The sequence below is a fragment of the Bradyrhizobium icense genome (assembly GCF_001693385.1).
Taxonomy (GTDB): domain Bacteria; phylum Pseudomonadota; class Alphaproteobacteria; order Rhizobiales; family Xanthobacteraceae; genus Bradyrhizobium; species Bradyrhizobium icense.
Genome location: NZ_CP016428.1, coordinates 4,142,362 through 4,164,687 on the forward strand (window position 1 = coordinate 4,142,362; position 22,326 = coordinate 4,164,687).

At 63.1% G+C, this 22,326-nt stretch carries 19 protein-coding genes and 1 pseudogene; 11 read left to right on the forward strand and 9 right to left on the reverse strand.

Going from position 1 to position 22,326, the window contains the following annotated elements; genetic code table 11:
* The first annotated feature begins 283 nt into the window (after positions 1 to 283).
* A complete protein-coding gene (locus LMTR13_RS19530) occupies positions 284 to 1,873 on the forward strand; it encodes an acyl-CoA synthetase (RefSeq protein ID WP_065732818.1) in 1,590 nt (529 codons plus the stop codon).
* Between the two features lie 4 nt (positions 1,874 to 1,877).
* The gene (locus tag LMTR13_RS19535; RefSeq protein WP_065729248.1) at positions 1,878 to 2,735 is read left to right on the forward strand and encodes a PCC domain-containing protein; all 858 of its coding nucleotides are present in this window, start codon (positions 1,878 to 1,880) and stop codon (positions 2,733 to 2,735) included.
* A gap of 120 nt (positions 2,736 to 2,855) precedes the next feature.
* Here LMTR13_RS19535 and LMTR13_RS19540 read toward each other — a convergent pair whose 3' ends face one another.
* Together LMTR13_RS19540 and LMTR13_RS19545 are read right to left on the reverse strand one after the other, a co-directional pair.
* Entirely contained in the window at positions 2,856 to 3,521 is a 666-nt protein-coding gene (locus tag LMTR13_RS19540; RefSeq protein ID WP_065729249.1) for an outer membrane protein, read from the reverse strand.
* 464 nt (positions 3,522 to 3,985) lie between these two features.
* On the reverse strand, positions 3,986 to 4,309 hold the full coding sequence (locus LMTR13_RS19545; protein ID WP_065729250.1) for a hypothetical protein: 324 nt from the start codon (positions 4,307 to 4,309) through the stop codon (positions 3,986 to 3,988).
* A 78-nt stretch (positions 4,310 to 4,387) separates the two neighbouring features.
* Between LMTR13_RS19545 and LMTR13_RS19550 the strand changes: the two genes are divergently transcribed.
* The gene (locus tag LMTR13_RS19550) at positions 4,388 to 5,155 is read left to right on the forward strand and encodes an AAA family ATPase (protein WP_065732819.1); all 768 of its coding nucleotides are present in this window, start codon (positions 4,388 to 4,390) and stop codon (positions 5,153 to 5,155) included.
* A 185-nt stretch (positions 5,156 to 5,340) separates the two neighbouring features.
* Positions 5,341 to 5,667 (forward strand): PRC-barrel domain-containing protein, encoded by a 327-nt coding sequence (locus LMTR13_RS19555; protein WP_065729251.1) that lies wholly within the window; start codon positions 5,341 to 5,343, stop codon positions 5,665 to 5,667.
* A gap of 50 nt (positions 5,668 to 5,717) precedes the next feature.
* Here the strand turns inward: LMTR13_RS19555 and LMTR13_RS19560 are convergent, their stop codons facing one another.
* From LMTR13_RS19560 to LMTR13_RS19580, 4 genes are all read right to left on the reverse strand, one after another.
* Complete coding sequence (locus LMTR13_RS19560; RefSeq protein WP_236843436.1) at positions 5,718 to 6,074, reverse strand: barstar family protein; 357 nt, start codon at positions 6,072 to 6,074, stop codon at positions 5,718 to 5,720.
* A gap of 83 nt (positions 6,075 to 6,157) precedes the next feature.
* Entirely contained in the window at positions 6,158 to 9,139 is a 2,982-nt protein-coding gene (gene uvrA / locus LMTR13_RS19565; RefSeq protein WP_065729252.1) for an excinuclease ABC subunit UvrA, read from the reverse strand.
* 264 nt (positions 9,140 to 9,403) lie between these two features.
* A complete protein-coding gene (locus LMTR13_RS19575; protein ID WP_065732821.1) occupies positions 9,404 to 10,063 on the reverse strand; it encodes an outer membrane protein in 660 nt (219 codons plus the stop codon).
* Positions 10,064 to 10,290: 227 nt separating this feature from the next.
* A complete protein-coding gene (locus LMTR13_RS19580; RefSeq protein ID WP_065729254.1) occupies positions 10,291 to 11,079 on the reverse strand; it encodes an outer membrane protein in 789 nt (262 codons plus the stop codon).
* Positions 11,080 to 11,592: 513 nt separating this feature from the next.
* Here LMTR13_RS19580 and LMTR13_RS19585 point away from each other — a divergent pair.
* The 5 genes and pseudogenes from LMTR13_RS19585 to LMTR13_RS19605 all read left to right on the forward strand — a co-directional run bounded on the left by LMTR13_RS19585 (position 11,593) and on the right by LMTR13_RS19605 (position 16,829).
* Positions 11,593 to 12,081 carry a single-stranded DNA-binding protein gene (locus LMTR13_RS19585; protein WP_065732822.1) on the forward strand — a complete coding sequence of 163 codons (489 nt, stop codon included), beginning with the start codon at positions 11,593 to 11,595 and terminating at the stop codon, positions 12,079 to 12,081.
* A gap of 329 nt (positions 12,082 to 12,410) precedes the next feature.
* Positions 12,411 to 12,807: pseudogene (locus tag LMTR13_RS19590) on the forward strand (DUF2306 domain-containing protein).
* A gap of 191 nt (positions 12,808 to 12,998) precedes the next feature.
* Entirely contained in the window at positions 12,999 to 15,728 is a 2,730-nt protein-coding gene (gene gyrA, locus LMTR13_RS19595) for a DNA gyrase subunit A (protein ID WP_065729255.1), read from the forward strand.
* 220 nt (positions 15,729 to 15,948) lie between these two features.
* Positions 15,949 to 16,161, forward strand: coding sequence for a hypothetical protein (locus tag LMTR13_RS19600; RefSeq protein ID WP_156795679.1), 213 nt, complete (start codon positions 15,949 to 15,951; stop codon positions 16,159 to 16,161).
* A gap of 158 nt (positions 16,162 to 16,319) precedes the next feature.
* The gene (locus tag LMTR13_RS19605) at positions 16,320 to 16,829 is read left to right on the forward strand and encodes a hypothetical protein (RefSeq protein WP_156795680.1); all 510 of its coding nucleotides are present in this window, start codon (positions 16,320 to 16,322) and stop codon (positions 16,827 to 16,829) included.
* A 140-nt stretch (positions 16,830 to 16,969) separates the two neighbouring features.
* Here the strand turns inward: LMTR13_RS19605 and LMTR13_RS19610 are convergent, their stop codons facing one another.
* Positions 16,970 to 17,680 carry a hypothetical protein gene (locus LMTR13_RS19610; protein ID WP_197521131.1) on the reverse strand — a complete coding sequence of 237 codons (711 nt, stop codon included), beginning with the start codon at positions 17,678 to 17,680 and terminating at the stop codon, positions 16,970 to 16,972.
* A 756-nt stretch (positions 17,681 to 18,436) separates the two neighbouring features.
* Between LMTR13_RS19610 and LMTR13_RS42605 the strand changes: the two genes are divergently transcribed.
* Positions 18,437 to 18,709, forward strand: a complete 273-nt coding sequence (locus LMTR13_RS42605; protein WP_236843538.1) for a hypothetical protein — start codon at positions 18,437 to 18,439, stop codon at positions 18,707 to 18,709.
* Positions 18,613 to 19,668 (forward strand): threonine--tRNA ligase, encoded by a 1,056-nt coding sequence (locus LMTR13_RS19615; protein WP_065729259.1) that lies wholly within the window; start codon positions 18,613 to 18,615, stop codon positions 19,666 to 19,668. Before LMTR13_RS42605 ends, LMTR13_RS19615 begins: the two co-directional genes overlap by 97 nt.
* 187 nt (positions 19,669 to 19,855) lie before the next feature.
* Here LMTR13_RS19615 and LMTR13_RS19620 read toward each other — a convergent pair whose 3' ends face one another.
* Both LMTR13_RS19620 and pcaB read right to left on the reverse strand, forming a co-directional pair.
* Complete coding sequence (locus LMTR13_RS19620) at positions 19,856 to 20,851, reverse strand: Bug family tripartite tricarboxylate transporter substrate binding protein (protein ID WP_065729260.1); 996 nt, start codon at positions 20,849 to 20,851, stop codon at positions 19,856 to 19,858.
* Between the two features lie 33 nt (positions 20,852 to 20,884).
* Positions 20,885 to 22,222 carry a 3-carboxy-cis,cis-muconate cycloisomerase gene (pcaB, locus tag LMTR13_RS19625; RefSeq protein WP_065729261.1) on the reverse strand — a complete coding sequence of 446 codons (1,338 nt, stop codon included), beginning with the start codon at positions 22,220 to 22,222 and terminating at the stop codon, positions 20,885 to 20,887.
* Positions 22,223 to 22,326 lie beyond the last annotated feature (104 nt).

The following is a 22,326-nucleotide window of genomic DNA, read 5'->3' on the forward strand; positions in this document are numbered from 1 at the left end:
ATCCGAATATTTGAACGAGTCGACGAGCAGGGCGGACCGACATCGATCTTCGATTGGCCGACGAGAATCATTTGCATGGGCTTATGGACGCGAACGCGTGGGCATGGTGATGTCGGCGCGGCTAGCGAAGAGACCATCATGGTGATGCCCGGATTTGAGCTGGCGCCGGGCTTTCTGCTATCGTTGCAATGAGATGTCCTATGTCTGTTTTCCGAAGCGTAATGGTTGATTCCCTGTGACTGAAACGGTGACCATTCCTATCCCGCGCGGCGGTCTGGCGCGGATGTCGCGCCGGGTGATGAATCTGGCGCATATGCTGACCCAGAATGCCCGCCGCCATGGCGACCGCACTGGCTTCATCTGGGGCGATAAATCCTGGACCTGGCGCGAGATCGATGACGCCGTGTCGGCGCTGGCCGCCGGCCTCGCCGCACGCGGTATCGTCAAGGGCGATCGCCTGCTCGTCCATTCCAAGAATTGCGACGAGATGTTCTGGTCGATGTTCGCGGCGTTTCGCCTCGGCGCGGTCTGGGTGCCGACCAATTTCCGCCTGATGCCGGACGAGGTCGCCTATCTCGCCAGCGCCTCCGGTGCCAAGGCCTTTTTGTGCCATGGCGATTTCCCCGATCACGCCACGGCGGCGGCCAATCCGGCGCTCGAATTCACATGGCGGATCGGCGAGGGCGCCTTCGGCGAGAAGGCGGTCAGTGACGTGATCGCGGCGCAGGCCGGCGCCAGGGTCGAGAATGCGGCGGTCGACTACGACGATCCCTGCTGGTTCTTCTTCACCTCCGGCACCACCGGGCGCTCGAAGGCCGCGGTTCTCACCCATGGGCAGATGGCCTTCGTCGTTACCAATCATCTCGCCGACCTGATGCCGGGCACGACGGAGACGGACGCCTCGCTGGTGGTCGCGCCACTGTCGCACGGCGCCGGCGTCCACCAACTCGTGCAGGCCGCGCGCGGCGTACCGACCATTTTGCTGCCGTCGGAGAAATTCGACATTGCCGAAGCGTTCCGGCTGATCGAGGCGCACCGCGTCAGCAACATCTTCACCGTGCCGACGATTTTGAAGATGATGGTCGAGCATCCCGCGGTCGACAAATACGACCATTCTTCGCTGCGTTTCGTGATCTATGCCGGCGCGCCGATGTATCGCGAGGACCAGAAGGCCGCGTTGAACAAGCTCGGCAAGGTGCTCGTGCAGTATTTCGGCCTCGGCGAGGTCACTGGCAACATCACGGTGATGCCGGCCAGTCTGCACGACGCGGAGGATGGCCCGCATGCGCGGATCGGCACCTGCGGCTTCGAGCGCACGGGCATGCAGGTCTCGATCCAGGGCGATGACGGGCGCGAGCTCAAACCGTTCGAGACCGGCGAGATCTGCGTGATCGGACCCGCCGTGTTCGCCGGCTATTACGATAATCCCGAGGCCAATGCGAAAGCGTTTCGCGACGGCTGGTTCCGCACCGGCGATCTCGGCCACATGGACGAGGAGGGTTTCGTCTACATCACCGGCCGTGCTTCGGACATGTACATCTCCGGCGGCTCCAATATCTACCCGCGCGAGGTCGAGGAGAAGATTCTCACCCATCCTGCGATCGGCGAGGTCGCGGTGCTCGGCGTGCCCGACCCGTTCTGGGGCGAGGTGGGTGTTGCCGTCTGCGTCGCGCGCGAGGGCGCTGGCGCCGTGAGCGAGGCGGAGCTCGCCGCGTTCCTGGCGCCGAAGGTGCCGCGCTACAAGATGCCGAAGCGCTTCTTCTTCTGGGAGGCGCTGCCGAAATCCGGCTATGGCAAGATTCCGAAGCGGCTGGTCCGCGATGAACTGGAAGCGCGAGGGCTGCTTGAGCTCATCTCCAAAACGCCTAGCTGAGCCGATGCGTAGCGTCGAGCAGCCCGGGCCGCCCGCGCCTGAGCGAATCCAGTGGGTCGAAGCGCGGGGACGGGCGTTTTCGTTCGCGTTGCAGGCCGGCCTGCCGCTACTCGAGGCCGCGCGCCGCGGTTTTGCCGAAGCTGGATTTTCAGGCGGCGTGTTGAACATGCGGGGAGGGGCGCTCGGGCCGTTTGCCTATGTGATGCCGGCGCTGTCGAAGACCGGCGCCAATGCCGCGTTCTACAGCGATACGTTTCGGCCCTCCGACGTCACGCGGCTGAAGCTCGGCGCGATGACGCTCGGCGAACGCGACGGCGCGCCGTTCTTCCATTGCCACGGGCTGTGGACCGAGACAGACGGACATCTGCACGGCGGCCACATTCTGCCCGAGGAGAGCATTGTTGCCGAATCGTTCGCGGTGGAAGCATTCGGTATCGACGGCGCCATGTTCACGGCCGAGCCCGATCCCGAGACCAATTTCAAACTGTTCGGACCGGTGGCGTGCGCCGGCACAGATGTGAAGGCTGACAGCCGCGCCTTCGCGCTGCGGCTACGGCCGAACCAGGATTTTGCGGCCGCACTGGAGACCTTCTGCCGGCAGCACGGAATCCTGCGCGCGCGGATTCACGGCGGCGTCGGCTCCACCATCGGCGCGCATTTCACCGACGGCCGAACCGTTGTGCCGTTTGCGACCGAGCTTGCGATCAAGGCTGGCCTGATCGCGCCCGGCGCTGACGGCACGTTGCATGCGGAGATCGATGTCGCGCTCGTCGATTATCTCGGCGACATCGCGGAGGGCCGGCTGATGCGCGGCGACAATCCGGTGTTGATGACGATGGAGCTGGTGCTGGAGGTGGTGTGAATCCGTAGGGTGGGCAAAGGCGCAACGCGCCGTGCCCACCATCTCTCCGATTGGTTTGCGGAAGGGTGGGCACGCTTGCGCTTTGCCCATCCTACGCAGCTTGCGCGTTGATAGCGCGTCTCACCTGAAGTGATAGTTCACCCCAACCTTGATGGTATGGAAGTCGATGTTGGGGGAATCGAGCAGCAAGCCGCCCAGATTATAAGTCTCGCCGCCGAGGCTGGTGTACATGTACTCGGCCTTGGCCGACCAGCTCGGCGTGAACAGGTATTCGAGGCCGCCGCCGATGGTGTATCCCGAGTGAAACTGGCTATCCGAAAACGAAAACGGCGTGCCGGGCGCTGAAAGCGAGGCCTTGTGGTTGGCCCACGCGTAACCGCCCTTGGCGTAGATCAGGGCCGCATCCAATGCGAAGCCGGCGCGGCCGGTCACGCTGCCGAACGAGTTGATCTTGCTTTCCTGCGTGAGCAGGATGCCGCCGACGTCCTCGGTGAAGCTGTCCTTGATGCTGGCGCCAGCGGCGTCGACTTCGACACCGAATACAAACTGGCTACCGGGAAACTGCCAGTTGTAGCCGATCGTACCACCGCCGAAACCGCCGCTAGCATCGCTATCGCTGCCGCCCCAGCCATAGCCACCCATCGCGCCGATGTAGAAACCGGACCAGTTATAGGCCGCAACCACCGCCGCCGGGGGCGCTTTGGAATAGGGCCGCGCCTGCATGTCGGCGGCCGAGGCCGCGCTCGCGACCGAAAGAGCCACACCAGCTAAAAGTAGTCGTTTCATTTTCTGTCCCCTGAAGTTGAACGCACGTGTAACCCCCTGCAGGCCCCATAGCGGACCGATTGCACCGGCATGGTGACGTATCGTTTGTGGAAGTGGGCGCGAACGCGCCCCCAAAGAGCCGTCTGCAAGCGACGTTCGTGCGGATGTGAGAACGTCGTTCGCAGGTTAACCATACGTCATGTATGCCGGCAAAAATTGGACCGAAGCGCGTCCGCTCATTGGCGCAGGCAGGTTGCTATTTCGACAGCCGTGCGGCGACGTGTGGCGTGAGACGAGTTCTCGATTTGCGCGATAGGCGGTTTTCGTTCGCTCGCTGCTTCATCGTGTTGCTCACTGGCGAGCTACGGCGGACAAGTCGCTCTATCCATCCTACGCAGATACGCTTTCGCGACGCATTGCGTCCGAGGTTTGGCGCAACAGGTTTGGGGGCGTGAATAGGGGCCTGATGACAGGCAGGCCTCGTGTCACCGCCGTTTGCGGACGTGAACGTTGATGTCGAGATCGATATCGCTGACGCAGGTTTGCGTCGTGCGATGCGAGCCGCCTTCGTGCCAGCGGCCGGAGCGCGCGCGGGCGTTGCTGACATTGGCGAGTTTCAGGCAGCGCCATTGCGGCAACGGGCCAGAGCTTTCGCCGGCGAACTGCCACGCCAGCACAACTTCTTCACCGCGTTTGTTGGTGCCGATGATATGCGGGCAGAGTTCGCGGCTGCGGCCGCCATAGTCGCAGACGACCTGCTGCTCGCCGAGGATGGCGTTGCGGAAGAGGGGGTAGGCGGTGCTTGGCATCGGCAGGGTACCATCTAGGATTGTGCGGCATTGTCTGTATAACCCTTCCGAATGACTTTGTTCCGCGGGCTGCGAACCATGGCTTACAAACGCAATCGTGCGATCAATCTGCCGGCGCCGTATCTCAAGCGCATCTGGCTCGAGCCGGCGCGGGTCACCAACCGCGAGGCCTATCCGTTCTGCCTGCCGCTGCTGCGCGATGAGTTCGAACTGAGTTTCAATAAGGCGATCACGATCATCGTCGGCGAGAACGGCACCGGGAAATCCACCTTGCTCGAAGGCATCGCCGTGCTTGCCGGCTATGACGAAGCCGGGGGCGGCAAGGGGTACATGCCGGTCGATCATTCGAAGGCGTTGGAGAAGATGGGTGGAACGTTGTCGACCGCCCTTCGCGCAAGCTGGCTACCCAAGATCACCAACGGATGGTTCTTCCGTGCCGAGAGCTTCTTCTCAGTCGCCCGCTATCTCGATGAAGCGGCCATCGGAACGCCCGGCCCGCCTCCTGATTTCCTCTCGCATTCCCACGGCGAAGGTTTTCTGCGCTTCTTCGAAGAGCGCTGCCAGCGCCAGGGCATCTTCATCTTCGACGAACCGGAATCCGCGCTGTCGCCCGCGCGCCAGATCGAGTTTTTGAAGCTGATGCGGCGGATGGAGAATATCGGCCATTGCCAGATCATCATGGCCACGCACTCGCCAGTCCTGATGGCCTATCCGAACGCGACCCTGCTGCGGCTGACGAAATATGGGCTGGAGCCGGTGACGGTGCGCGAGACCGACCACTACAAGGTCCTGCGCGAGTTTTGCGACGATCCGGACGGATTCGTCCAGGCGGCGATCGAGGAGTGAGGGGTTGTAGGGTGGGCAAAGGCGCGAAGCGCCGTGCCCACCGTCTCACACTTCACCCTTGATGGTGGGCACGCTTCGCTTTGCCCACCCTACACCACTGCAGACTTTGTCGCAGGTTGGGTCACCCGCGACAGGCTCGGTTGTGCTATTATGTCGACCGAACAAGGGAAAACAGGGAGGATGCCATGCCTCATACCCTGGTGCCCAGTGACCGCGTCGAGCGCGTGAGCGTGTACGGGCGCGACGGCACAAAGCTCGGCTCGATCGAGCGGCTGATGCTCGACAAGGTGAGCGGAACGGTTGCCTACGCCGTGATCAAAACCGGAGGGCTGCTCGGCAGCCACCATCATTGTCCGATCCGCTGGGACGCGCTCCGATTTGATCCCGCGCGTCAGGCCTACCAGACCGACGTGACACTGGATGATCTGCGCGCGGGCCCATCCGAACTCGATGACGACACCTTCGACTGGGGCGACCGCTCGCAGCCGCATCCGCACTATTGGACGGTGTAGGGCGACGGCGGAGTGCCCCGCTCGCGGGAGGAACGGCGGATTACGCTTCGCTAATCCGCCGTACGCTTGTTGCCTTTAACGAAGCTGGATCGAAGTAACCACACTACTTGGTCACGGCATCCGTTCGGAAAGACGATCGAAAGCGGATGATCCTCTGATTTCGACATCTTGCGGGCGGCGGCATTCAGTATAGCAACATAGGTTTTCGCATTTCGGGGATCGCCAACCAGCGGTACGTCGGCGTGTCTGATAATCACCGGGCCATTAGGCAACCAGGATAGGTCGGCAATACATTCCTCGAGCGCGTCCCAATTCTCCCCAAAGTAGTCGGGAAAACTAAGCTGTGTAGCGAGGGTAGCTAAAAGTGCCTGTTTGCTCAAAATGCTCGCCGTGATGTTGGCGCACACGGCTGCATTCTGAGACGGGCCTTCTTTAAACGCGAAGAATATCTGTAAGTCCCTGCTCAACCGGCCACTCGCTTCAGCTAACCTCACTCCGCCGCTTCGCTCGCGCTGATCCTCTTCCTCGGCCTTCCCTCCGCCTTCTTCAGCACCGGCGCCAGAAACTTCCCCGTATAGCTCCGCGGCGCTTTCACGATGTCCTCCGGCGGACCCCAGGCGACGATTTCGCCGCCGCCGTCGCCGCCTTCGGGGCCGAGGTCGATGACCCAGTCGGCGGTCTTGATGACCTCGAGGTTGTGCTCGATCACAACGACCGTATTTCCTTGCGCAACCAGCTCGTGCAGCACTTCCAGGAGTTTTGCGACGTCGTGGAAGTGCAGGCCGGTAGTCGGCTCGTCGAGGATGTAGAGCGTGCGGCCGGTGGCTCGCTTTGACAATTCCTTGGCAAGCTTGACGCGCTGGGCTTCGCCGCCGGATAGCGTGGTCGCCTGCTGGCCGACGTGGATGTAGTCGAGGCCGACGCGGTGCAGCGTCTTGAACGTCTCGCGGACGCGGGGGACGGCCTTGAAGAACTCGGCCGCTTCTTCCACCGTCATGTCGAGCACATCCGAGATCGACTTGCCCTTGAACAGGACCTCCAGCGTCTCGCGGTTGTAGCGTTTGCCCTTGCAGGTGTCGCAGGTGACGTAGACGTCGGGTAAAAAGTGCATCTCGATCTTGATGACGCCGTCGCCCTGGCAAGCCTCGCAGCGGCCGCCCTTGACGTTGAAGGAGAACCGGCCGGGCTCGTAGCCGCGCGCCTTGGCTTCGGGCAGGCCGGCAAACCATTCGCGGATCGGCGTGAAGGCGCCGGTATAGGTCGCAGGGTTGGAACGCGGGGTGCGGCCGATCGGCGACTGGTCGATGTCGATGATCTTGTCGATATGCTCCAGCCCCTCGATGCGGTCGTGGGGGGCTGCGCCTTCGCTGGCATTGTTGAGCTTTCGCGCAATCGCGCGATAGAGCGTGTCGATCAGCAGCGTCGACTTGCCGCCGCCGGAGACACCGGTGACGCAGGTGAACAGGCCCAGCGGAATTTCCGCCGAGACGTTCTTGAGGTTATTGCCGCGGGCATTGACGACCTTGATGGTTCGCCTGTGGTTCGGCGGCCTGCGCTCGGGAATCGCGACCGACAATTCGCCGGTGAGGTATTTGCCCGTGAGCGATTTCGGGTTCTTCATGATGTCGGCGGGCGTGCCTTGCGCCACGATGTGGCCGCCATGCATGCCGGCGCCGGGGCCGATGTCGAGCACATAATCGGCAAGACGGATCGCGTCCTCGTCATGCTCGACGACGATCACGGTATTGCCGAGGTCGCGTAGCCGCTTCAACGTCTCCAACAAGCGCGCATTGTCGCGCTGGTGCAGGCCGATCGAGGGCTCGTCCAGCACGTACAGCACGCCGGTCAGCCCCGAGCCGATCTGCGAGGCGAGGCGGATGCGCTGGCTTTCGCCGCCGGACAGCGTGCCCGAAGAGCGCGAGAGAGTGAGGTAGTTCAGGCCGACGTCGAGCAGGAAGGACAGCCGCTCGCGGATCTCCTTCAAGACGCGTGCGGCGATCTCGTTCTGCTGGTCGTTGAGCGCGGCAGGCACGCTTTCGAACCATTCGCCGGCACGCTTCACCGACAGTTCCGAGATTTCGCCGATATGCTTGCCGCCGATCTTGACGCAGAGCGCCTCGGGTTTGAGGCGGTGGCCCTTGCAGGCTTCGCAGGGGATGTCGGAGAAATATTTGGCCAGCTCCTCGCGCGCCCATTCGCTCTCGGTCTCGCGGTAGCGGCGCTCGAGGTTGGTGATGACGCCCTCGAACGGTTTCTTGGTGTCGTAGGAGCGGACCCCGTCCTCGTAGGAGAACTTGATCTCGTCGTCGCCGGAGCCATGCAGCAGGGCGGCCTGCGTCTTCTTCGGCAGGTCCTTCCACTTGGTGTCGAGCGTGAACTTGTAGAATTTGCCGAGCGCCGTCAGCGTCTGGATGTAATAGGGCGAGGACGACTTTGCCCACGGCGCGATCGCGCCCTTGCGCAAGGTCAGCTCCTTGTCGGGAATGACGAGGTCCTCGTCGATGTGCTGCTCGACGCCGAGGCCGCCGCAGGCCGGGCAGGCGCCGTAGGGGTTGTTGAACGAGAACAGCCGCGGCTCGATTTCGGGAATCGTGAAGCCGGAAACCGGGCAGGCAAATTTTTCCGAGAACAGAATCCGCTCGGGTCCGCTCTTGTCGTGGATCTTTGCGGTCTTCTTGTCGGACTTCTTCTCTTCCGCGCCCGCCGGCGCGTCGGCATATTCGATCACAGCCAGCCCTTCGACAAGCTTCAGCGCGGTCTCAAAACTTTCGGCGAGGCGCTGGCCGAGATCGGGACGGACCACGATGCGATCGACGACGACGTCGATGTCGTGCGGGAATTTCTTGTCCAGCGTCGGCGCTTCCGACAGCTCATAGAAAGTGCCGTCAATCTTGACGCGCTGAAAACCCTTCTTCAGCCATTCAGCGAGCTCTTTTTTGTACTCACCCTTGCGGCCGCGCACCACCGGCGCCAGCAGATAGAGCCGGGTACCCTCGGGCAGCGCCAGCACGCGATCGACCATCTGCGATACGACCTGGCTTTCGATCGGAAGTCCGGTGGCCGGCGAATAGGGTACGCCGACCCGCGCCCACAGCAGACGCATGTAGTCGTAGATCTCGGTAACGGTGCCGACGGTGGAGCGCGGGTTCTTCGACGTTGTCTTCTGCTCGATCGAGATCGCAGGAGACAGACCGTCGATCTGGTCGACATCCGGCTTCTGCATCATCTCCAGAAATTGGCGCGCATAAGCCGAGAGCGATTCGACGTAGCGGCGCTGGCCCTCGGCATAGATGGTGTCGAAGGCGAGCGAGGATTTGCCGGAGCCGGAAAGGCCGGTGAACACGACCAGCTTGTCGCGGGGAATCTCGAGATCGACATTCTTGAGATTGTGCTCGCGCGCACCGCGAATCGTAATCGCGCGCGATGCGGAGCCGGCGTTCTGTTGGCGCTTCGCCCTTAGCACTTCATCCATATCGGCATTTCCAGGCGCACGAGGCACGCGCCGCGTTGGGCGCGCATTGCCGGGCAAGAACCGGGATCAGGCGCCGTTGATTGAAAGTCGGAACATAGGAAGAACGGGAAACGATTTCCAGTGCCGCGTGCGAATCATCAACGGATTGTTTGCGCGAAAAATTCTTGGCAGCAGTCGTCAGCAGCACCGTGCAAAACGCCGCGGCAATAAATTGCCTCCGTTCCGGTTTCGGAACGGAGGCGCAGGCAGTTTCAGCAGGAAATCTTAGAAATGATAGTTCACGCCGACCTGAACGCTGTTCAGGTTGAGCGTTCCGCTCGCAATGCCGGGCGGGATAATGCCTGCGAAGTAGTTTTGGCTTTCGAAGCTGCGATAGAGGTACTCGGCCTTGACCGACCATTTCGGTGCGAACATCACCTCGACACCGGCGCCGACGGTCCAGCCAGAGTGAAACTGGCTGTCCGAGATACTCACGCCGAGCGCCGTTGCCGTCAGGCGGTTATCGGCCCAGGCATAGCCGCCGGTGCCGTAGATCAGGACCTGATCGAAGGCGTAGCCGATGCGGCCACGAACGGTGCCCATCGAGCGAATCGTGTCGCTGACCGAGGCGAGGCCGCCCAAGACGCCCACGGTCGCGCCCACGTCAGCCCAGGCGCCATCGGCTTCGAGGCCGAGGACAAGGGCACCAGTCTGCCAGTTGTAGCCGACGGTGCCGCCGGCGAAGCCGCCGCTGAGCGAACCCACGCCCGACGCGTTTTCCTGGGCGTAGCCGCCCATCGCACCGATGTAGAAGCCGGTCCAGTTGTTGATCGCGATCGCTGCGGCCGGCGCCTTGGTGTAGGGCCTGGCAGCGAGATCGGCGGCCATCGCGGGCGCCATCCCAAGCGCGATCAGGCCAGTGGTGGTCAGCAGAATCTTCTTCACTTTCTTCTTCCTTTCGCGGCTCTCCAACGCAACTTTCCTCAGCCGTCAATTTGAGGTTGCTTCGGCATATAGCTCGAAGTTCCCGCAAAAGGCTGTCGCCGAAATACCACATCAGCGGCAAAAGTATGGTGGTACAACCGCAGCGGGTACGGGCAATGCCGGTCTACAACCAAACAAAAAGGCCGGCGTGAAGCCGGCCTTTCCGTAGTCCCGCGCTGGTGTTGCGATCAGTACCTCGCGACAACCGGACCGCCCCAGCGGTAGTTGAGGCGGACAGTGACGAGATCCACGTCCTGGTCGATGCGAGAAGTCCTCGAAAACGAGCCGGCCGGAGCACCAATAAAGTTGCCGGATGCGGCAAAGTCGACGTCGCGGTCACCCATGAACAGGTGGTTGTACTCGACTCCAACTGACCAGTTCGGGGCGAAGCCGACTTCGAGACCGGCACCAACGACGCCGCCCCAACGCGTTTCCTTGGCGCTGTCGACAAGAAGCCCGGTCGCGGTTTCGATACCCCTGTACTTTTCGCCGGTCACGGCCGCGCCGCCCTTTACGTAGAGCAGAACGTTGTTCCAAGCATAGCCGACCTGACCGGTGATCAGTCCGAACGCATTGATCTTCGACTCATTCTCGATGGTGCTGAGCGGGGTGAAAAACGCCAGACTTGTGTTGGAGCCCTTGAAGTCAGCCCAGTTGCCTTGCCCTTCCAGACCAAACACCCAGCTGGCAGCCTGCCAGCGATAGCCGATTTGACCGCCGGCCGTGGCGCCCGTTGCGTCATGGCAGCCCTCGGCCAGCGGCGGAACGAAAGGACCTATGACGTCGGCAGTGAGATCCCAGCACTTGTGGCTCGAACCCCAGCCACCGTTGGCACCGATGTAGAACCCGCTCCAATCGTACACGACGGCGACGGGTGCCGGCGGCGCCTTGGTGTAAGGGCGCGCAGCGAGGTCGGCGGCCGCCGCAGGAGCGGCGAACGCGATGAGAGCAACTGTAGCTAGCAGATACTTCTTCATGGTCTATCCCCAGTTCTAATCCGCTTCCGCTCGTCCTGAAGCGCTGTTGGTGACGCGAGCGCCCGCGCCGCTGTGCAATTTCTATAGCGTGACTCGCCCGAAAATTGCGTCTCCGAATTGCAACAGTCGCGAACGAAGTATATGGAACCAAGATGATGATTTACTTAACATATTCCCTATGTTGTGCGGAACTTTCGGGTTCCATTTCGCGATTTTCGGGTTCCATTTTGTTCCAACGAACTCCCCCGCTGGTTGAGCGGTTGGATTGGAATAGGCCCAACGACCAGTAACGGGAACAAAGCTGGAACACTTGCCCCGGCGATGCTATATGTGGATAACCGCCGACTTGCCGAGGGATCGCCAGGTCAGCGGGGCCTGCGAGCGTATAGGGTCCGTTCGGATGTCCGGAAACGGGCGAGCGGCGGACAAGCGACAGGTCAAGAATTGAAGACGGCCGGCACGATGCAGGCCGAACCAGTGATTTTTGCCGGCGATATCGAGTGGAGAGCGGCGATGGCGGGAAGCGTGAACAAGGTGATTCTGGTCGGCAACCTCGGCAAGGATCCTGAAATCCGGCGCACACAGGACGGGCGGCCGATTGCCAATCTGAGCATCGCGACCTCGGAGACCTGGCGCGACAAGGCCACCGGCGAACGCAAGGAAAAGACCGAGTGGCACCGCGTCGTGATCTTTAACGAGGGGCTCTGCAAGGTCGCCGAGCAGTACCTGAAGAAGGGCGCCAAGGTTTACATCGAGGGCCAGTTGCAGACGCGCAAATGGACCGACCAGAGCGGGGTCGACAAGTACTCGACCGAAGTCGTGCTGCAGGGTTTCAACTCGAACCTGACCATGCTCGACGGCCGCAGCGGCGGTGGGGGCGGCGGCTTTGGGTCCGACGATTCCGGCGATTTCGGCTCCAGCGGTCCGGCCTCTTCGGCGCCGCGTCGGGCAGTCGCGGCAGGCAGCCGCAACAGCGACATGGACGACGACATTCCGTTCTGAGCGCGAAGTCAGCCGGCACAATAGCACTTTGAGGTAGAGCATTTAGTTTGAGGCATTCGGCCGATCTCGCGCCGAATGCCTTTGTGCACCTGCAACCTCACCGCAGCCAAATCTGCGCGGGTGGACGGGATGACCGGACCAAGAATACGCGCGTTTTGAATGGCTCGGCAGAGGTTTGTGACCTCGGGCGTCACGCGCGATCGGAGCGGTCGTTCATCCAATCGATCAGGACGGTGTCGATTGAACTTGACAGTGGAAAGATTGATGTAAATACTCCTTACATGGTGCAGGAGCCCTGCATCGCGCGCAGCAATCGCCGGGAGTTTCAGATGCCGCTCGCACCGCTGCTGGACGCCGCGCCCGCGATACCGGTCCATGCCTTTGCCGCCATGGCGGCGTTCGGGCTCGGTGTCGTTCAATTGGCTGCTCCTAAGGGAACGCTGCCGCACCGGACGGTTGGCTGGATCTGGGTCGGCCTGATGATCGTCGTCGCCACCAGTTCGTTCTGGATCCACGAGATCCGGCTGCTCGGCCCCTGGAGCCCGATACATCTCCTGTCGGTCATGGTTCTGGTGATGCTGCCGATCGCCGTCATCGCTGCGCGCCGGCACAATGTGAGCCGCCATCGCAAGGCGATGGTCGGTATTTTCGCCGGCGGATTGATCATCGCCGGGCTTCACATTCGTCCCCGGGCGGATCATGCACGCCGTGCTTTTTGGCCAGTAAGCGGGCGCGGAAAGAGGCCTCCGGCGGCGCTGTTTCGAGCCCCCGAAACGCAGGCTCCGCGGGTCTCTCGCCAATCCTGTAAGTCTATGAAAAAACGAGCGGAAAAACGACGCGTCCGAGGCGCTTCGGGGTGGTTATTGGACCCTCGATGCGCTATATGATTCTCAGTTGAGAACTGACTGGATTTCCCTTTGTCCGACAACGAAGACGACAAGCCCGGCGAGCCGCCGGAGCACTCCGACATTCGCCCCGTTTCCATCCTCGACGAGATGAAACGCTCCTACCTCGATTACGCCATGAGCGTGATCGTGGCGCGGGCGCTGCCGGATGCGCGCGACGGGCTCAAGCCCGTGCATCGCCGCATTCTGTATTCGATGTACGAGCAGGGGCACACGCCGGACAAAAAGCACGTCAAATCCGCGCGCGTGGTCGGTGACGTGATCGGTAAATATCATCCGCACGGCGACCAGTCGATTTACGATGCGATGGTCCGGATGGCGCAGGATTTCTCCATGCGCGTGCCGCTGATCGACGGCCAGGGCAATTTCGGCTCGGTCGACGGCGATCCGCCCGCGGCCTATCGATATACCGAGGCACGTCTGACCCGGTCGGCACTGGAAGTTCTCGGCGATATCGACAAGGACACTGTCGATTTCCAGCCGAACTACGACAATTCCGAGAAGGAGCCGTCGGTTCTGCCGGCGAGGTTCCCGAACCTGCTGGTCAACGGTGCCGGCGGCATCGCGGTCGGCATGGCGACCAACATCCCGCCGCACAACCTCGGCGAAGTCATCGACGCCTGCGTGGCGCTGATCGACAATCCCGCGCTCGGCATCGACGATCTCATCAACATCATTCCGGGGCCGGATTTCCCGACCGGCGGCATCATCCTCGGCCGCCAGGGCATCCGCTCGGCCTATCACCTCGGCCGCGGCTCGATGGTGATGCGCGGCAAGGTCACGATCGACGCCATCCGTAAGGATCGCGAAGCGATCATCATTACGGAAATTCCCTACCAGATAAACAAGGCCACCATGGTCGAGCGCATTGCCGAACTGGTGCGCGAAAAGAAGATCGAAGGCGTCGCCGATCTCAGGGACGAATCCGACCGCGACGGCTACCGCGTCGTCATCGAGTTGAAGCGCGAAGCGATGGCGGACGTCGTGCTGAATCAGCTTTATCGCTTCACGCCACTGCAATCGAACTTCCCGGCCAACATGCTGGCGCTGGATAACGGCCGCCCGCAGACGATGAACCTGAAGGATCTGCTGACGCTATTCATCGCGTTCCGTGAGCAGGTCATCACCCGTCGGACCAAGTTCCTGCTCAGCAAGGCCCGCGACCGCGCCCACATCCTGGTTGGCCTTGCGATTGCAGTTGCCAATATCGACGAGATCATTCGTGTGATCCGCACCTCGCCCGATCCGAACACCGCGCGCGACACGCTGATGTCGCGCGATTGGCCGGCAAGGGAAGTCGAGGCGATGATCACGCTGATCGACGATCCCCGTCACCGGATGGCGGCCGACGGTACCGCGCGGCTGTCGCTGGAGCAGGCCAAGGCCATTCTCGACCTGCGCTTGCAGCGCCTGACGGCGCTCGGCCGGGACGAGATTTCCGCAGATCTCGACAAGCTCGCGGTGGAAATCGCCGACTATCTCGATATCCTGCGCTCGCGTGCGCGCGTGCAGGCGATCGTCAAGGCCGAGCTCGCCGAGGTGAAGACCGAGTTCGCCACTCCGCGCAAGACTGTCATCGTCGAGCAGGAAGGCGAGGTCGAGGACGAGGATCTGATCCAGCGCGAGGACATGGTGGTCACGGTCTCGCACGCCGGCTACGTCAAGCGCGTGCCGCTCTCGGCGTATCGTGCCCAGCGGCGCGGCGGCAAGGGCCGCGCGGGCATGCAGACTCGCGACGAGGATTTCGTCAGCCGACTGTTCGTCGCCTCGACCCATACGCCGGTGCTGTTCTTCTCCTCGCGTGGTCAGGTCTACAAGGAAAAGGTCTGGCGGCTGCCGATGGCGGCGCCGAACGCCCGCGGCAAGGCAATGATCAACATCCTGCCGCTGGAGCAGGGTGAGCGCATCACCACCATCATGCCGCTGCCGGAGGATGAATCCTCCTGGGCCAATCTCGACGTGATGTTCGCCACGACCGGCGGCACCGTCCGCCGCAATAAGCTTTCCGACTTTGTCGACGTCCGCCGCTCCGGCATCATCGCCATGAAGCTTGGGGAGGGCGAGTCGATCGTCGACGTGCAGATCTGCACCGAACATGACGACGTGCTGCTGACGGCGGCGGGCGGCCAGTGCATCCGCTTCCCCGTCACCGACGTGCGCGTCTTCACCGGCCGCACCTCGATGGGTGTGCGTGGCATCGCGCTGGCGGAGGGCGATAAACTGATCTCGCTGGCGATCCTGCGCCATGTCGAGGCGACCGCCGACGAACGGTCGGCCTACCTGAAGATGCGCCGCGCTGTCGCCGGCGAAACCGCGGCGGAAGAGCCGGCGGAAGTCGAGGGCGAGGAGACCTCGGGTTCGCTCCAGCTCTCGCAAGAGCGCTACGCCGAAATGTCGGCGCAGGAGCAGGTGGTGCTGACGGTCTCCGTCAACGGCTACGGCAAGCGCACTTCGTCCTACGAATACCGCACCACCGGCCGCGGCGGCAAAGGCATCGTCGCGATGAGCGTCAATAACCGCAACGGCAAGCTGGTGGCGTCGTTCCCGGTGGAGGATGCCGACCAGATCATGCTGGTGACCGACAAGGGCCAGTTGATCCGCTGCCCGGTCGAGGGTATCCGCATCGCGGGCCGCTCGACGCAAGGCGTCATCGTGTTCGATACGGCCGAGGACGAGCACGTGGTGTCGGTCGAGCATATCGGCGACGACGGCGAAAACGGCGTGAACGGGAACGGCGGTTAGCGCGCGGCCAAGTGTGCAGCCCCTGGGTGGAGCCAACGGGTCGCGCAAATGCGCGCCGGATGACAGGCTCCGCGCAACCCGGGATCAACGCTGGGACATGCTCGCCATCCAGGTCGACGGGTATCGTAAGCGCTTCCAAAACGGGGCGTAATCGTGAACCCATCCGGATGCGGGATTGCACGTTTGTGTCACAAGCCGATGTAATCGGAGCATGGGCCGCATGGGAGCGGTCGGCGTGAACAAAAACGAACAGATAGCCCGGATCATGCTAGCGGCGGCGCCAAGGCCGCATGCGCGCCTGAGCGGACAGTTCCGCGTTCACGGCGTCATGTTCGAACCATCCCGCGTCGCTGCCGACATCCCGATCGGTGGCTTAGCCAGAGATCGTGGCGGCAGCTATGATGAGAGGCGTATCGAAACTGTGACGCAGTAGCACGATGGCCAAGCAACAATAGCGGGCTACGACGCTGGACGCTCACCCCGGCGCGCCGCGTCAGGGCTCCCGCTCACGGTAAACCAGACATTAACTATACATTGGTACACATTCGATGTGTCCGGGTGGTGACCGTCCGGCCAACGGGAGCGGATATCATGCCCGTCGAGATGCTGACGTATGCCGATCTAGGCGAGCGGCTCAAGATTTCCCCAGAGGCTGCCCGTGCTCTGGTGAAACGACACCGGTGGCCGCGCTCCCGCTCCAACGACGGCAAGACGCTCGTCCACGTCGATCTCAGCGAATTCAGCCATTCCCCAATATCCCGTCCGCCGCAAACCCAGGCCGGTCACCAGGTGGTCACCGCCCTAAAGCAACGAATCGAGGCCTTGCAGACCGAGCTGGCAGAGATGAAGGTGATTGCCAGCGGCCATCGGGCCGACTTCGAGAGGGAATGCGAACGCACGAACAAGCTGTTGGCCGAACTGCTCAAAGTCAGCACGGAAAGCGTGGGAGCCCGGGAAAGGGCAGCTCTGCTCGAAGGCAAGCTATCGATGCTGACGCAGCCGTGGCGACGTCGCCTGGTCGACGCTCTCACCCTTGCCCTGCCACAAGTCGCCTCCAACCCTCGCGAGAGCGCCGGCCCCGTAACCCAGTCACGGAATTGAACCGACTTGCCAACGTGCCGCGCTTCGCCCCGATTGGCACAAATTGCAGATCGCACCGACTCTGCCATGTGCAATCATGGACGGGCAACGCCGGCATTCGCGCTCGTGATAGGGGCGCTCCGGTGTTTGTTCAGTCCGGTCTATCTCTGAGATGGTGTGCTTGTTGGCGTAGACAGGAAGTCACTCGCCCGCCTTCGAACTGGCACTTCTGACTCCATGGCGCGCCAACTCGTCCTCGCATTAAATCGCGCAAACAGCATCGCCTCCCGGAGGGTCCGGCTCGAGCATAAGACGGAGACAAGGCCCAGCGCCATCAGCAGCACGCCAAGCCAGGTTGCCGCCCAGCCTTGGCCGTCATCGGCCGCCTCGGCGTTGGAAAGGGCGACCGGCGCGGCAGGAGGCACGGGCACGGAGGCGGCAACAGCGTTGCTGGCGGCTGGCGCGGGTGCCGGAGGCATCTCCACGTCGGCCTGGCGCGAGGCGGGCTGGTCAAGCGTGAGCTGATCGGTCGGGCTGTTGGTGACGGGTGCCGGCAGCACCAGGGCCGCGGCGCCCGCAGGGACGACGGGAGCGGCATCAACCACCTTTGGCTTGGGCGCGAGCGGGGCCGGCTGAGACGTTTCCGCCGGTGCGGAGGGCAGCAGCTCCGCACGCGCATCCTCGACCGCCTTCCGCTTGCGCTCCGCGGCCTCGTTGTCCTCGGGAGCGGCGACACGAGGCCTCGCGACGCGATGACGAACCTTCTTCACCGTCGCGGTCTCCTCGGCAGCCTGGAACCAGCATTTGCGGCGCCCCTCAGTACGATAGACCCAGCGCTGACCTTCCGCCGTCGACTTGCCGGGTCGCGGCAAGCACTCCCTTTCCTTTTCCGCGGAAGCGGGCTCAGGGGCCGGCTGGGGCGGAGAGACATTGAACAAGTCTGCAAGAGGATTCGAAGACGCAGGCGAAGTCGGGAGACCTGCGAGAAGGACAAAGGTGGCGATGCAAAATCGCAGATGACCGGACATGAGAACCCCGGAGTTGCGCCCCCGCGGAAACGACCTTTGGTCGCGACCTGGGTCACAATGCGGCTCGAATCCGGCAAGGGGATGGATTCATTCTGGTCCGGAAACGAGATTGAGGCCAGGGTGCCTGCAGCCGCGCGAAAGGCGTCCAAGGTGGCTTCTTCCTCGTCTCGAACCTCGATAGGTCGTTGAAACTCAGCAAGTCATGTTGCTGACAGCATCGATGTGGCGGGAACCGCCCCATGCACCGCTGCACCTCGTCCGGAGTCGCGCATGACAGTGCGGCTGTCGCGCACCCCTCTCGCTGCACCACGAACATCCAGAGCGCGTGGCCGGCCTCCTTCACCAGAATGCGCCGTGGCTGCTGCGCTAAGCGGCTGGCGTTGACGCCTGAGCGCTTTACCGCCATACACAGAGCATGAATAAGCTTCTATCAGCCGCATCGACGACCACTGCGACCGCTTACGGCGGATCGCCTGCTGGTTGCGCGCGCTAGAGACAAGCGTACTTCACCCAGAAAAGGCCCCGCCGGCGACGGACGGGGCCTTTTCTGGTTTTTGATGGTCCCCGTCCGCGCTTTTTCCCATCACAAGGAACACAGCCATGGACGATCTCGACCACAGAAATCTCGGCGTGAAGCTCAAACTCTGGCACCTTCAGGAAGATGCGCCGGGCATGGTGTTCTGGCATCCGCGCGGCTACGCGCTCTACCGTGTGCTGGAGGACTATCTCCGACGCAAGATGCGCCAAGCCGGTATGCCGAGGTCCGGACGCCACAGTTGCTGCCAAAGGAGTTCTGGGGCCGCAGCGGCCACTGGGACAAGTTCGGCGAGCACATGTTCCGGGTCGACGACGGCGAGCTGGCGATGGCGCTGAAACCGATGTCGTGCCCGTGCCACGTGCAGATCTTCAACAAAGGGCTGCGCTCGTGGCGGGAACTTCCGATCCGCTATGCCGAGTTCGGCGTTTGCCACCGCAATGAGCCTTCCGGTTCGCTCCACGGCATCATGCGGACGCGCGCCTTCGAGCAAGACGACGCGCATGTGTTCTGCCGCGAGCAGGACGTGGAGGCCGAAGTCGCGCGCTTCATCACCCTCCTTGACGAGGTCTATCGCGACCTCGGATTTCCCGACTACGAGGTGGCGCTGGCGACGCGACCGGCGGCGCGCGCCGGCGACGACGCGACCTGGGATTGGTCAGAAGCGAAGCTCAGCGATGCCGCGCGGCGCTGCGGCCTCGCGCCTCAAATCAACCCCGGCGAAGGGGCGTTCTACGGACCGAAGCTGGAATTCGCGCTGCGCGACCGGCTGGGACGATCCTGGCAGTGCGGCACAGTGCAGCTCGACGGCGTGCTGCCGCAGCGACTCGAGGCGTCCTACGTCGCCCCCGACGGCAGCCGCGCGAGGCCCCTGATGATCCACCACGCCATCTTCGGATCGCTCGGCCGCATGATCGCGATCCTGCTCGAGCACCATGGCGGCGTGTTACCGTTCTGGCTGTCACCGGACCAGGTCGCGGTCGCGCCGATCTCGAAAGACCAGGCCGGATACGGCGCGGACGTTCTGGCGGCGTTCGAGGATGCCGGGATCCGGGCCGTTGCCTATGACGGCGCCGATACTCTTTCGCGGCGCATCGTGGCTGCGCATGAAATGGCGGTGCCGGTGATGGCTGTTGTCGGCGGGCGCGAGATGAGGGACGGCCGGGTGAGCCTGCGCGAGCGCGACGGCTCACAGGCCGACGTTCCGCTGGCCGAGGCGGTGTCCCGCCTGCAGGCGAGGGCCCGGCCAGGTGCCCTTGTGGCTGAAGCCTTGCAACCCGCGGACGCGGGATCCTAGGCGAGCAAGCGCTAGCAAAAGGGCGTATGCCGCCGCCCTTTGGCGCTTCGCGTCATTTTGCTGCCGTGCAGGAACCGCGTCACTTTGGGGCGGAGCAGACATTGCTTCTGCACGTCACGCCACCGGTTTTATGGGTACACGGCCCAAATGAGCGAATTGGCCGGCGGCCGAGCTACGGGCCTGGACCTCATTCGATCACCAAACCGGCCTTCTGAATCAGTGGCACCCAGCGATCGATTTCCGACTGGACGAAGTTGCGGAAGCCGGTTGGGGTGTTGGTCGCATCCGCTGGCATTTCGAGACCGAGCGGGGCGAGGCGGTCGCGCAGGGCTGTGTCCTGCGTCGCCTTGCGGATCGAGGCGTTGAGCCGCTCCACGATCGGTTGCGGCGTGCCCTTCGGCGCCAGGAAGCCGAGCCAGACCGGGAAGTCGAGCCCAGCGACGCCGAACTCGTTGGTGGAGGGCACATCGGGCAGCGTGGAAATCCGCGCCGAGCGGAAGACCGCGAGCGGCCTCACCGTTTTTGCCTGAATCTGAGCCAGCGCGGTGAGGGACACTTCGACCATGTAGTCGATCTGGCCCGCGATCAGATCGTTCATCGCAGGACCCGTTCCCCGGTACGAGACCAGATTGACCTTGGTGCCGAGGCGTACGTTCAGCATGGCCGCGCCCATATGCGCCGACGAGCCGGGTCCGGCGGTGCCGGCGTTGAGCTTGGTCTCATTGGCGCGGACGTAATCCACGAATGCCCTGAAGGTATCAGGCGGAAGGTCACGCTTGACGATCAGCACCTGCGGGAGATCGCCGAGCAGTCCGAGATGTTCGTAGTCCGTGATGGGATTGTACTTCAGGTTACGATAAAGCCCGACGCTCGACACGTGCGTGCCGGCCTGACCGATCTGTATCGTATAGCCGTCGGGCGTCGCGCGCGCGGCTCTGGTCGAGCCGATCGTTCCGCCGGCGCCGGCGACGTTTTCGACGACCAGCGTCTGGCCGAGGTCGCGCGAGAGGAATTCGGCATAGATGCGCGCAATCGCGTCGGTCGGACCGCCGGCGGCAAACGGCACGATGACGTTGATCGGCCGGTCCGGATAATTCGTCTGGGCGCGCAGGACCGAAGGCATGCAGAGGGCGCCAGCGAGGCCGAGCGTGACGGCGCGGCGATCAAGCGTGTGGGTCGCCATGAATCGATCCTCCCAGATGTTTATTGATCGTGTTTATCGTTTGCTTTGACGCGCGAGCACGCGGTCTACCATTGCTCCGGCCGTACCGAGATAGTTTGACGGTTCGCACAGGGCGGCGAGCCGATCGCGCGGCAAAGCGGATGCGATGGCCGGGCGCCGCAGCAAGGCATCGAGCAGCGGGTCGCCGCGCTCGAACGCGTCGCGGCAGGCGGCATAGACTTCGTCGTGCGAGAGCTGACGGCCAAGCGCAGGCGCGAGCCCCATCATGACCGCTTCGGCGACGATCAGCCCGCGCGTGGATTGCAGGTTTCGCTTCATCGCTTCGGGATCGACGATCAGGCCGGACAGCATGAATTGCCCCTGCGCCAGCGATCCGGCCGTCAGCAGACAAACCTGGGGCAGCGCCAGCCATTCGCAGTGCCAGGGCCCGGTGGCGCGCTCGAGATCCTGCACCATTGCATCCAGCATCAGCGAAGCGGCGTCGCGGGACGCTTTTGCGTTCGCCAGCAGAATTTCCGAGGAGATCGGGTTGCGCTTCTGCGGCATGGTCGAGGATGCGCCGCGATGCGAGGAAAAGGGCTCGAACACCTCGCCGATCTCGGTCGCCATCAGGATCATGACGTCATAGCCGATCTTGCCGAGCGCGCCGCAGATGACGGCCAGCGTCTGCACCAGTTCGATCAGCCCGTCGCGGGCGACATGCCAGGTGATGTCCGGTTCGGCAAGGTTGAGCGCTCGCGCGTAGCCGGCACGCACGTCCAGTCCGCGTTCGCCGAGCGAAGCCAGCGTTCCCGCCGCGCCCCCGAGCTGCGCCTGAAGGGCGCGAGGCTTGGCCTGCGCGAGCCGATCGGCCGAGCGCTGCAGCGCCGAGAGCCAGATCGCCGCCTTGTGCCCGAACGTGATCGGCAGGGCCTGCTGAAGATGGGTTCGGCCGGCCATCGGCGTATCGCGATGCAGTCGGGCGAGATTGGCGAGTGTTGCCATGACCTCGCCGAGCTGGGTTTCGATCAGCGCGACCGCTTCGCGCAGTTGCAGCACGGTCGCCGTATCCATGATGTCCTGGGTGGTCGCGCCCCAATGCAAATAGCGGCCGGCTTCGCCCAGTCGCTCCGATAGCTGGCGGACCAGGCCGACAATGGGATAGCCGACATTCTCGGTGTCGCGCTTCAACTGCTCTATATCGAGCGACATCGCCGGCGCCTGGCGCGCGATCGCCTCAGCCGCCTCGTGCGGAATCACGCCGGCTTCGCCCTGCGCAATGGCAAGTGCCACTTCGGCCTGCACAAAGGCCATGAGCTGCGCCTCGTCGGAAAACACCGCGCGCATGGCCGGCGTCGAAAAGACGTCGCGATAAATGGCGCTGTCGAACATCGTGCTGGCCACGCGCTTGTTTCCTCCCTGTTAATATGTACGGCCATATGATTGATACGTACAAATTTGTCAAGCGCGGGTGCGGGGCTGGCGCGGCCGTGCTA

What these genes read in the sequence shown, in the direction of transcription:
- LMTR13_RS19585 (WP_065732822.1), top strand. Translation starts at nt 11,593, where the DNA reads ATGGCGGGAAGCGTGAACAAGGTGATTCTGGTCGGCAACCTCGGCAAG.
- uvrA (WP_065729252.1), bottom strand. Translation starts at nt 9,139, where the DNA reads ATGGATGAAGTGCTAAGGGCGAAGCGCCAACAGAACGCCGGCTCCGCA.
- LMTR13_RS19550 (WP_065732819.1), top strand. Translation starts at nt 4,388, where the DNA reads ATGGCTTACAAACGCAATCGTGCGATCAATCTGCCGGCGCCGTATCTC.
- LMTR13_RS19555 (WP_065729251.1), top strand. Translation starts at nt 5,341, where the DNA reads ATGCCTCATACCCTGGTGCCCAGTGACCGCGTCGAGCGCGTGAGCGTG.
- LMTR13_RS19540 (WP_065729249.1), bottom strand. Translation starts at nt 3,521, where the DNA reads ATGAAACGACTACTTTTAGCTGGTGTGGCTCTTTCGGTCGCGAGCGCG.
- LMTR13_RS19600 (WP_156795679.1), top strand. Translation starts at nt 15,949, where the DNA reads ATGGGAGCGGTCGGCGTGAACAAAAACGAACAGATAGCCCGGATCATG.
- LMTR13_RS19605 (WP_156795680.1), top strand. Translation starts at nt 16,320, where the DNA reads ATGCCCGTCGAGATGCTGACGTATGCCGATCTAGGCGAGCGGCTCAAG.
- LMTR13_RS19535 (WP_065729248.1), top strand. Translation starts at nt 1,878, where the DNA reads ATGCGTAGCGTCGAGCAGCCCGGGCCGCCCGCGCCTGAGCGAATCCAG.
- pcaB (WP_065729261.1), bottom strand. Translation starts at nt 22,222, where the DNA reads ATGTTCGACAGCGCCATTTATCGCGACGTCTTTTCGACGCCGGCCATG.
- LMTR13_RS19620 (WP_065729260.1), bottom strand. Translation starts at nt 20,851, where the DNA reads ATGGCGACCCACACGCTTGATCGCCGCGCCGTCACGCTCGGCCTCGCT.
- LMTR13_RS19580 (WP_065729254.1), bottom strand. Translation starts at nt 11,079, where the DNA reads ATGAAGAAGTATCTGCTAGCTACAGTTGCTCTCATCGCGTTCGCCGCT.
- LMTR13_RS19530 (WP_065732818.1), top strand. Translation starts at nt 284, where the DNA reads ATGTCGCGCCGGGTGATGAATCTGGCGCATATGCTGACCCAGAATGCC.
- LMTR13_RS42605 (WP_236843538.1), top strand. Translation starts at nt 18,437, where the DNA reads ATGGACGATCTCGACCACAGAAATCTCGGCGTGAAGCTCAAACTCTGG.
- LMTR13_RS19545 (WP_065729250.1), bottom strand. Translation starts at nt 4,309, where the DNA reads ATGCCAAGCACCGCCTACCCCCTCTTCCGCAACGCCATCCTCGGCGAG.